This window comes from Paenibacillus agaridevorans, from assembly GCF_003112455.1.
Taxonomy (GTDB): Bacteria; Bacillota; Bacilli; order Paenibacillales; family Paenibacillaceae; genus Pristimantibacillus; species Pristimantibacillus agaridevorans.
The window spans coordinates 19,336-28,650 of the sequence record NZ_BDQX01000023.1 but is presented as its reverse complement, the minus strand read 5'-3'; the positions used below and the strand labels follow the sequence as shown (position 1 = coordinate 28,650).

The window sequence follows — 9,315 nt, the reverse complement described above, 5'->3', positions numbered from 1 at the left end:
GCTGAACATCGTCATTCGGCTGTCCCGGCTCGGCGACGCGATCCGCTTCGAGGTGGTGGACGACGGCGCGGGCATGTCGCCCGAACGAGCCGCGGACATTATGCGCAGAGACAAGGAAGCCGGCTACGGCATTGGCAACGTGCATGAACGCATCCAGTTGGCTTACGGTCCCGAATACGGCGTCACACTGTTTAGCCGTCCGGGGATCGGCACTCAGGTCGTCATTACGTGTCCCCTTCAATAGACCGGCACCGAAGTAGCGGAGGAGGCCGTCCGTCTGGCGGTTTTTCTTTGGGAAAAGCTCGCTTTATCTTGCGTTTTAGGTGAGAGAAGGCGAGTTTTTTTGTTACAGACACCAGCGCCGATCGAAGAATAGCGTCATCTGTGAGGCCGTCGATTCATTGTGTGCAAAACTGGAAATGAAGCTGCAATCCATCATCGCCAACCTGTTAGCGGAAATGAGGGCCCTTATAGGGATCGTTTGGCGTGATATTAAAATCTAACGGAACTCCTCGACGTTGTTCGTGAGAAATCCAGGCGAACCGCGGACTTTTGCCCATCGTAAGGGCTGTCAGTTCCTTTAGATCTGCGAAGTGCCGCGTTTTTGCTGAAATAACGCCTTTCATTTCCGCTACAGTTGCTCCCGTTCATTTCTTACGGGACACTTGCTCGCAATTTCACCTTTGCATAATTAATAGACAGCCTCTCCAGCGACGCTATTTATCCGATTTTTAACCTCTGACAAATCTAACAGATAGGAAAGACACTTTTGGGTCGAAATGGAGCCAATTTTGAGCTATGATGATGCCAATTATGTCGTGCATGTCCGTTAGGATGGGTTGTACGAACGTGGCAGCCCCTATGCCTGCTCCGCCTAAAGTCGTAGTCTAATTCTATACCTCAGTCCGTTCGGGTTGTTTCTATGTACAGCTATAATGAAATCATCGGATTGCGCATGACAGAATGATTCGTTCAATCTAAAACAGGAGATGTTTTTTATGATGGTCGGCTTTGGCAAATCCATGATGCAGTCCGTTTGGATGGTCTGGGAACGAGGTTTTGGATGGGTTTTACGCTTTCGCAGCTTGCATACTACGCATTTTGGCATATGTACCGTTATGATAAAACGACATCGGGGAAGCAGCATTCTATGTCAAGATTCCACACTCATTCATGACGGAGATATGATCGGGGAGCTTCATCTTAATAACGATACGATATTGGCGTTGATTAAAGCCGAGGGCCCGGACCGCGCGGCGCTTAAAACAGCGCGGCTTGCCCGAAGATCGATGATGCAAATCAGCGAAGCGTTTGAGGATCAGCCCGAATTTCGAGAGGTAAAAGCTTTGGTTGGCATTACTTTGCTCCATCGGGGGCTGACACATGGCTTGGGTTTCGAGCAGCAGGCGTTGAAATACGGGGTGTTTCGGCAGATGACAACGGCCTATCTTCGATTGCTGTTAACAGCCATGCATCCGGATGGCCAAAGGCGCGTCGCCCGAAAAACGGAAGCATTAATACCCATGATGCTGATTCATACTCGGGCCTCGCTAAAAAATCGTTTTTTATCTGGCGGGCGCAAGATAGGATAGGAAGCGGAACGATGGATCTTTATCAAACATTATTAATTCGATAATAACCCGTTAATATTGTTCCTCTATATTGTACCTATCTGTACAAAGGGAGGAATTAATAACCATGTTACGTAATTTCAACGGCAAAACAGCAAGCAAAGTGATGATCGCAGCTTCTCTACTGTTCGGCAGTCTGGCGGGGGTTGCCCACGCGGCGGACAAAGGGAGCACGAAAAACGTCATTCTTATGATTCCCGACGGTATGGGGATCAGCTATCTGACAGCAACGCGTATTTACAAAGGGGAAGAGCTATCCTTCGAGCGTTACGCGAAGGGTCTTATGAAAACATATTCCAACGACACGAACATTACGGATTCCGCAGCGGCCGGCACGGCAATGGCGACCGGTTACAAAACAAACAATGGCGTTATCGCGGTAACTCCGGACGGCAAACGGCCTGAGTCCATTCTGGACGCCGCAAGAGACAAAGGCAAGTCGACTGGCCTCGTTGCTACGTCTCGTATCACTCACGCCACGCCGGCCGTATTTACAGCTCATGATCCGAGCCGAGGCAACGAAGTTGCCCTTGCGACGGAATACATCAATAATGTCGACGTCATTCTGGGCGGCGGACGCGATATGTTTTTGCCGCAGGCGGAAGGCGGCCAGCAGCCAGAACGTAATCTTGTTGCCGAGGCGGAAGCGGCAGGCTACGATTATATCACCAACAGAAGTGAACTCGATGACGTAACATCGGATAAAGTTCTGGGGCTGTTCGCCATGAGCGACATGAAATACGATATCGACCGCGATAAGGTCAATGTCCCAAGCTTGTCGGAAATGACGGAGCTGGCGGTAGAGACGCTTAGCCAGGATCAAGACGGCTTCTTCCTTATGGTAGAGGGCAGCCAAATCGACTGGGCCGGCCATGCCAACGATCCGACTGCTTTGATTACGGATATGCTTGCATTCGAGGCAGCGGTGGACGTAGCCCTTGAGTTCGCGAAGAAGGACAAAAATACGCTGGTTGTCGTTGTCGGCGATCACGAGACTGGCGGTATGAACATCGGCAATACGCCAGGCGGCTACAAGGAGAATATCGAAGTTCTTAAAAATGCCAAAGGCAGCTCCAATGCGGTCCTGGGCACCCTCAAAGAAGAGGCCCAGACTGTCGGCATCGAAAACGCCAAGGTTGTGGACGGCAGCTACTACGTTCCGGTGCGCGACATCGTAGCGGAGCTGGACGGCGAGCTGACCTACCATGCGCAGGCTTTTGCAGCAGACGTTTCTATCGGTGGGGCTTCCTTCCGTGTCGATCTCGGCGACAAGAAGATCGTGGCAGGCTCCCAGACGCTGGATGCCGATCTGTTTATCGAGAAGGGAACCTCGTATATCGCTCTTGATTCCATCGCCGGTTTGATCGGGCTGCAAGCTGCAGTCGGCACAACGGCGGATAAGCCCGAAGAGACAACCGCTTATCTTGTCGACGTAAAGCAAGTGGTTGAGCCGATCGTCGGCTTCGAGCTTACTGACGAAGACGTAGCTTATCTGACGAGCGTCAACTGGAACAACAACACGACGCTGACGAATGAGATCGGTACGGTCGTATCCGCGCATGCGCTCATCAGCTGGGGCTCCCGCAACCATACGGGCGAAGAGCTGCCGGTGTACGCATACGGCGCAGGCTCCGGGGAATTCGTAGGCCTGATCGACAATATCGACCTGCCGCGCATCCTCTCTTATCTCATGGGCGTCGACTTGTTCGACAACGAAGAGTCATTTATGGAGAAGCTGGAGAAGAGAAGAACCGAGTGATGACGGTCCGGGACTGATTCTCCCGAGTTGCATCTCCATTAGTCAGCGTATCGAGGCTTTGCAGGACAACCGCTAATAAGGTTGTGGCAAGCAAATTAAAAAGCTGCCCCAGAAGTAGATTCATAACTTCGGAGCAGCTTTGTTTGCGTTGTTATTATTTCAGTTCAGCCAATACTTCTTCGATTTTGGCAAGCTCGGATTGCAAGCCGCCGCCGCCCAGGTACCAGAGCGGACCATCAAGGTAAACGATGCGGTTGTTTTGATACGCTTTTGTTTTCTTAATAATCGCGTTCTCCATGTCGGCCTCGATATTCGATGTATTGCCCGCCGTTGCCGCGGTACGGTCAATGACGAGAAGCACTTCCGGGTTGAACTCGAGTACGGCTTCAAAGCCGAAGTTGGAGCCATGGGAAGAAGCTTCGATATCGTCCGTCACCGGCTTAAAGCCGTATACTTCATACATGTAGCCGAAGCGGGAGTTGGAGGCGAAGCCGGACAGATTTCCTTCGTTATACATGGTAACCAATGATGTTTCATAATTGCCGGCTAACGTATTAATGTTTTTCAGGGCTTCGTCGAATTTGGCAAGATACTCGGCAGCCTCTGCTTCCTTGCCAAACATCTTAGCTGCGATGTCTACGGAAGCCAGGAAGGTGTTCCAGTAGTCGTTTTGCTGTGTTCCGACAAATACGACATCCGCAATTTCTTTCAGTTCCTCATAAAAGGTGGATTGACGGCCGGAGATAAAGATAACGTCCGGGTCCAGTTCGGCGATGTCCTCGAACAAAGGCGTTTTTAGCGTGCCGATATTCGTATACTCGTCTCCCGAAAAATGTTCGAGATGAGCCGGCAAGCTGGAATCCTTGGCGAGACCTACGACGCCTTCTACGCCGAGCGCATCTAATGTATCCAGGAACCCGTAATCGAATACGACGATTTTTTCGGGCATCTTCTCGAACGTTACGTCCGGGAATGCGATTGTTCCTTTTTCTTCGTTCTCTGTAGAAGCAATGGTTGAGCTAATCGTCATGGGATATGCGGGAGCCGATGCGTCATTGTCGGCAGGCGGCTGTTCTGTAACAGGCGGATTGCTTGCGGCAGAACCGCCTGAGGCGTTCTGATCGGCCTCATTATTGTTACCTCCGCCACAGGCTGCCAGCATAAGCGACATCACCGTGATTGCACTTACCAATTTCCATTTTTTCATCATTACGAATCTCTCCTTGTTTTTCATTTTATATAAAATAATTGATATCAATTATCAATATCATCCAAAAAAAGGGTGCGCGAAAAGTAGGAATCCACTCGATGGTCACTAGAACTACGGCTACGCATCCGCCGCTTCTCTTGCGTCTAGGAATTAAAATAGACGCAGATTCGGCATCCGTTTTGATCTTGAATCGGAATATCCATATCGAAGATATCTCGCAGCGAATCCGTCTTAATAATCTCGTGCGTCGGGCCGTCCTTGACCAAACGGCCATTTTTGAGCGCCACAATACGGTCGGAATAAACGGAGGCGAAATTAATATCGTGCAGCACGATAATGACGGTTTTCCCCAGCTCATCTACAAGATTGCGAAGAATCTTCATGATTTGCACGGAATGTTTCATATCCAGATTGTTAAGCGGCTCATCGAGAAGAATATATTCAGTATCCTGAGCAATGACCATGGCGATAAAAGCCCGCTGTTTCTGGCCGCCCGACAATTCATCCAGAAATTTATCCTGCATTTCGCCGAGATTCATATAAGCGATCGCTTGATCCACAAACTGTTCGTCTGCCGAGGTCAGCCGTCCCTTGGAATACGGATATCGTCCGAATGCGACAAGCTCTCGTACCGTTAATCGGACATTGATATGATTGGCCTGCTTCAAAATGGAAACCCGTTTGGCGAATTCGCTGGAGTTCCACTTCTTAACATTGTTGCGATCCAGCAATACTTCTCCCGTATCCGCATCTAATAACCGGCTCACCATAGAGAGCAGCGTGGATTTACCGGCGCCGTTCGGGCCTATGAACGAAGTAATCGTACCCGGTTCAATCGTAATGGAAACATCCTCTACAACCGGCTTTTTGCCGAACAACTTGGTTAAACCCTTGATCTCGATCATCCCGCTGCCCTGCTTTCTTTAAGTAATAAGTAGATGAAATAAATCCCGCCGATAAAGTTGATGATGACGCTAAGCGTCGTCTTCAATTCGAAAATATGCTCGACGAGGAATTGTCCTCCCACCAGCGCGACAATACCAATCAAGCTGGCTCCCAGGATGAGAATAGAGTGCCTGTACGTCACTAAATATTGATAAGCCAAATTCGCTACAATGAGTCCAAAGAAGGTGATCGGTCCCACGAGCGCGGTCGAGGTTGCAATCAACACGGAGGAGAGGATTAAAATATTCATGACCATCCGGTCATAGGGAATGCCCAAATTCATTGCATTTTCCCGACCGAGCGACATGACATCCAGCTTATCCATGATCCTGTATCCGTAAATAAACGCGATAAACAAGATGGCAACGGAAATGTACAGAAGATCCTTCTTCACATTCATGAAATTGCCGAATAATCGATTTTGCAGGCTCAAATAATCGACCGGATCGATCAGCACCTGCAGGAAAGTGACGAAACTGCCCAGCAGCGTGCCTAAAATCATCCCGATCAACAGCAGCAAATAAATCGGATGTTTATCGGCCCGGAATAAAAACCGGTACAAAATCAGCGCAAACAACACCATGACAGCTATTGCGGCGCCAAAATTCAAATACTTGTTGAGGACCCAAACGGATAAGGAGCCCGCAAAAAAATAAATGAACGTTTGCACCACTTCGTACATGGAATCAAGGCCCATCACCGATGGCGTCAATATCCGGTTCCGCGTGATGGTTTGGAATACGACGGTAGAGTAGGCAATCGCGATTGCCGTTACGACCATAGCCGCAATACGAAGCATCCGTCTGGGAAAAGCGTAATCAAAGCCGCCCTTGATATCATAAAACGCGTATAACAAGATGCAGACGATCGATAATATCGCGAGAATAACAAGCTTCATACTATTTTTTGGCATATGCTCTCCCCCTAATCAACATCACTAAGAAGATCGCACTGCCTATCACCGCAACCGTTACATTAACCGGGATTTCATAAGGATGGATCACGATCCGCCCGATAATATCGCAAACGAGCAGAAAAACGACGCCCATCGCCGCAGTGTGTGGGATCGTTTTGCGCAAGTTATCGCCTAGATAGAGCGACACAATGTTCGGAACGATCAAACCCAGGAACGGAATAACTCCGACAGTCAGCACCACCGTTGTGGAGATGATGGCCACTAATACCAGACCTATGTTCATGACGGCCTTGTAGCTTAAGCCCAAGTTTTTTGCGAAATCCTCGCCCATGCCCGCTACCGTAAACTTGTTCGCATACAGATAAGCTAGAACAAGAGCTGGAACACTTATATATAACAGCTCATATCTGCCGGAAATAACAAGGGTAAAGCTGCCCATCAGCCAAGCCGAAATATTTTGGAGAAGATCGGCCTCGTAAGCGAAAAACGTCGTGATGGACGATAAGATATTCCCGTACATAATGCCGATGAGCGGAACGAAAATGACATCCTTGAATTTAATTCGATCCAGGATCTGCATAAAGACGAAGGTCCCCGCCAAAGCAAATGCAAATGAAAATAAAATCTGCCCCGTGTAGGTGACATTCGTAAAAAACAGCATGGATATTAAAATGCCTAGCTTGGCTGCATCCAATGTGCCTGCAGTCGTAGGAGATACAAACTTATTGCGGCTCAGGGACTGCATAATCAAGCCCGCTATGCTCATGCCGGCTCCAGCCAAAATGATGGCCATCAAACGAGGCACCCGGCTAACTAAGAAAATATCAATCTTATCTGTATCTCCATTGACAAGATCACTAATCTTAATATCGATAGCGCCGAGAAATAAGGATACGAAGGACAGCAAGACCGCGGCGACAATGACAATCCATAGTCTCATGAGCGGCTCTTCAGCTCTCGATTACCGTGAGCAGCAGTGCTGCCGGATAACCGGCATGGAGGCTGCCTGCGATTTTTTCTCCGGGCGTATCCTGGAACTTATGGGCAGAACGCCAATGTTTCATTATATCTGTTAATGCCATACGTTCTCATTCTCCTTACCTCTATGTCCAAAAACGCGACTTCTCGTTAGTGATAATCATTATCACCATTTCCTATTCTACATCTTTTTCTACGCCGAGGAATGGATTTTCCCTTTCGCCGGGATGGATTTTTCTTTTGCGCGATTATTTTTCGTCCTCCATCAGCCGGCTCACCGTCTCGTCCACAAGACCGCCGTAAAACGATGCGTTATATAAGGACGGCGCCGGATGGCGGATAATCAGACATTCTGCCCGGTTTGGATGCAGGATATTCCAGTCTGCTATCAGCTTGCTCTCTTGCCGCTCGGAGAAGGTGTCGGGGACGAGCAGCAGCGCATTGTCGCAAAGCGTAGAAATGTCCTCCAGCCGTTCGGTGTCGAGAATTCGGATCTGCTGCACTGCAGCAGGAGATGTCAGGCCCAACGCGTCGTAGAACAGATCGCTCATTTTTTTCGCTAGCCGGCCGTATACGCGATACCCGCTCGAATGTGCGGATACAATGAGGAAAGGGGTACTGCCGAGCACGAGCCGGACAAGTCTTCGGGCGTTAGCTGCCTTCAGCTTGAATTGCGTAAGCCAGTGGTCCGCGACGCCGGAGAGCTCCAGCAATTGCCCGATGCGGTAAAGCCGATCCCTCCAGGAAAGATTCGAATTTTTCCAGATAATCATCTCGACCGGTGCAATGCGTTGCAGCTCCAATAAAATTTCCTCCGACACCGGCTGCGTAAAGATGATGTCCGGCTGAGCGTCCCGAAGTCTCGGCATCAGCTCTTGCCAACGCTCGGTCCAGCCCCTTGGCGGCGAGAAGGCGGGCGTAATGCCAAGCGCCTTGAAATCCCCTTCGAACACCGGACATAAATTTGCGATACGTCGGTTTGCGCGGGCCACATATTCCGTAGGAGATAACCCCATATGCTTCTTGAACACCCTGCTGAAGTACAACTCGTCGGCGTACCCTACGGAATGTGCCACATCCATAATCGAGGCAGGCGAATTGGACAGCAGGGATAACGACGCGTTAAGACGCGTAGCGGTGATCCACTTGTGAGGAGTGAAACCCGTATACTCCTTGAACGCTTGATAAAATCGACTTGCAGCGACTCCTGATTCGCGAGCCATCTCTTCCAGGTTCAGCGGCTCGTTGAAACGATTGCCGATCAGGCGGTACGTCCTCTCCATCAGTCGGAGCAACGCTTTGGCGCCGTCCGCTTCGTTCTCCTTCGACCGCAGCAGCCAAGCGGCTGTCAACGCGTAGAGATGCGACTGCAGCGTAAGCCGCGTTACGTCCGGCAACGACTCGAAGGGAATGTCAACCGCCGCCGCGAACGCCTCGGCCCACATGCGGGAGTGCGGCAGACGGCAAGAGTAAGTTCTTTGCTCCCCCAGCGCGAGCGCTCCGGACTCTTCAAATCGGATAATCAGCACCTCGGCCGTGCCTACCTCCCGATTGCGAACCGAGAACCCGGAAAGATGCGGGACATAAAACCATTCATCCGCCGCTGCCTCGAACAGGGCGGCTTCATTTTCGGCAAGGCAATGCACGCTCTCCCGCAGCACGAAGCCGAACGCCGAAGTACGTCCACAGTCAATGTCTACCCGTTCCCCCTCCTTCAGAATAAAGGATTCGGATTGCAGGAATGAAAGTAAAGCTGTTGCTTGCGATCCAGAAATATCGTTCATCCTCCTAAAGGAAGTGTCGTTTTCCCAATTGTACCGCCTTTTATTTTTTTAACCAAATCGCTGCGGGATTGATGTTACAATAACGGGACAAG

9 protein-coding genes are annotated in these 9,315 nt (G+C 50.1%); 3 read left to right on the top strand and 6 right to left on the bottom strand.

From position 1 onward, the window contains the following. The 3 genes from PAT3040_RS36675 to PAT3040_RS01500 form a co-directional block, all read left to right on the top strand. On the top strand, nucleotides 1–244 hold a 244-nt coding region (locus PAT3040_RS36675; protein WP_373863917.1), incomplete at its 5' end, for a sensor histidine kinase. A gap of 757 nt (nucleotides 245–1,001) precedes the next feature. Further along, the gene (locus PAT3040_RS01505; RefSeq protein ID WP_373863918.1) at nucleotides 1,002–1,592 is read left to right on the top strand and encodes a YkoP family protein; all 591 of its coding nucleotides are present in this window, start codon (nucleotides 1,002–1,004) and stop codon (nucleotides 1,590–1,592) included. Between the two features lie 106 nt (nucleotides 1,593–1,698). Continuing rightward, complete coding sequence (locus PAT3040_RS01500) at nucleotides 1,699–3,390, top strand: alkaline phosphatase (protein WP_258234782.1); 1,692 nt, start codon at nucleotides 1,699–1,701, stop codon at nucleotides 3,388–3,390. Nucleotides 3,391–3,544: 154 nt separating this feature from the next. Here the strand turns inward: PAT3040_RS01500 and PAT3040_RS01495 are convergent, their stop codons facing one another. The 6 genes from PAT3040_RS01495 to PAT3040_RS01475 form a co-directional block, all read right to left on the bottom strand. Continuing rightward, nucleotides 3,545–4,597 (bottom strand): siderophore ABC transporter substrate-binding protein, encoded by a 1,053-nt coding sequence (locus tag PAT3040_RS01495; RefSeq protein ID WP_108991256.1) that lies wholly within the window; start codon nucleotides 4,595–4,597, stop codon nucleotides 3,545–3,547. A gap of 146 nt (nucleotides 4,598–4,743) precedes the next feature. After that, nucleotides 4,744–5,505 (bottom strand): iron ABC transporter ATP-binding protein, encoded by a 762-nt coding sequence (locus tag PAT3040_RS01490; protein ID WP_108991253.1) that lies wholly within the window; start codon nucleotides 5,503–5,505, stop codon nucleotides 4,744–4,746. Beyond that, the gene (locus PAT3040_RS01485; RefSeq protein WP_108991252.1) at nucleotides 5,502–6,458 is read right to left on the bottom strand and encodes an iron chelate uptake ABC transporter family permease subunit; all 957 of its coding nucleotides are present in this window, start codon (nucleotides 6,456–6,458) and stop codon (nucleotides 5,502–5,504) included. The genes PAT3040_RS01490 and PAT3040_RS01485 overlap by 4 nt, the downstream gene beginning before the upstream one ends. After that, the gene (locus tag PAT3040_RS01480) at nucleotides 6,445–7,401 is read right to left on the bottom strand and encodes an ABC transporter permease (protein WP_108991251.1); all 957 of its coding nucleotides are present in this window, start codon (nucleotides 7,399–7,401) and stop codon (nucleotides 6,445–6,447) included. The genes PAT3040_RS01485 and PAT3040_RS01480 overlap by 14 nt, the downstream gene beginning before the upstream one ends. A gap of 10 nt (nucleotides 7,402–7,411) precedes the next feature. Next, the gene (locus PAT3040_RS38295) at nucleotides 7,412–7,543 is read right to left on the bottom strand and encodes a hypothetical protein (protein WP_258234781.1); all 132 of its coding nucleotides are present in this window, start codon (nucleotides 7,541–7,543) and stop codon (nucleotides 7,412–7,414) included. A 144-nt stretch (nucleotides 7,544–7,687) separates the two neighbouring features. Next, nucleotides 7,688–9,223 carry an AraC family transcriptional regulator gene (locus tag PAT3040_RS01475; protein WP_108991250.1) on the bottom strand — a complete coding sequence of 512 codons (1,536 nt, stop codon included), beginning with the start codon at nucleotides 9,221–9,223 and terminating at the stop codon, nucleotides 7,688–7,690. Nucleotides 9,224–9,315 lie beyond the last annotated feature (92 nt).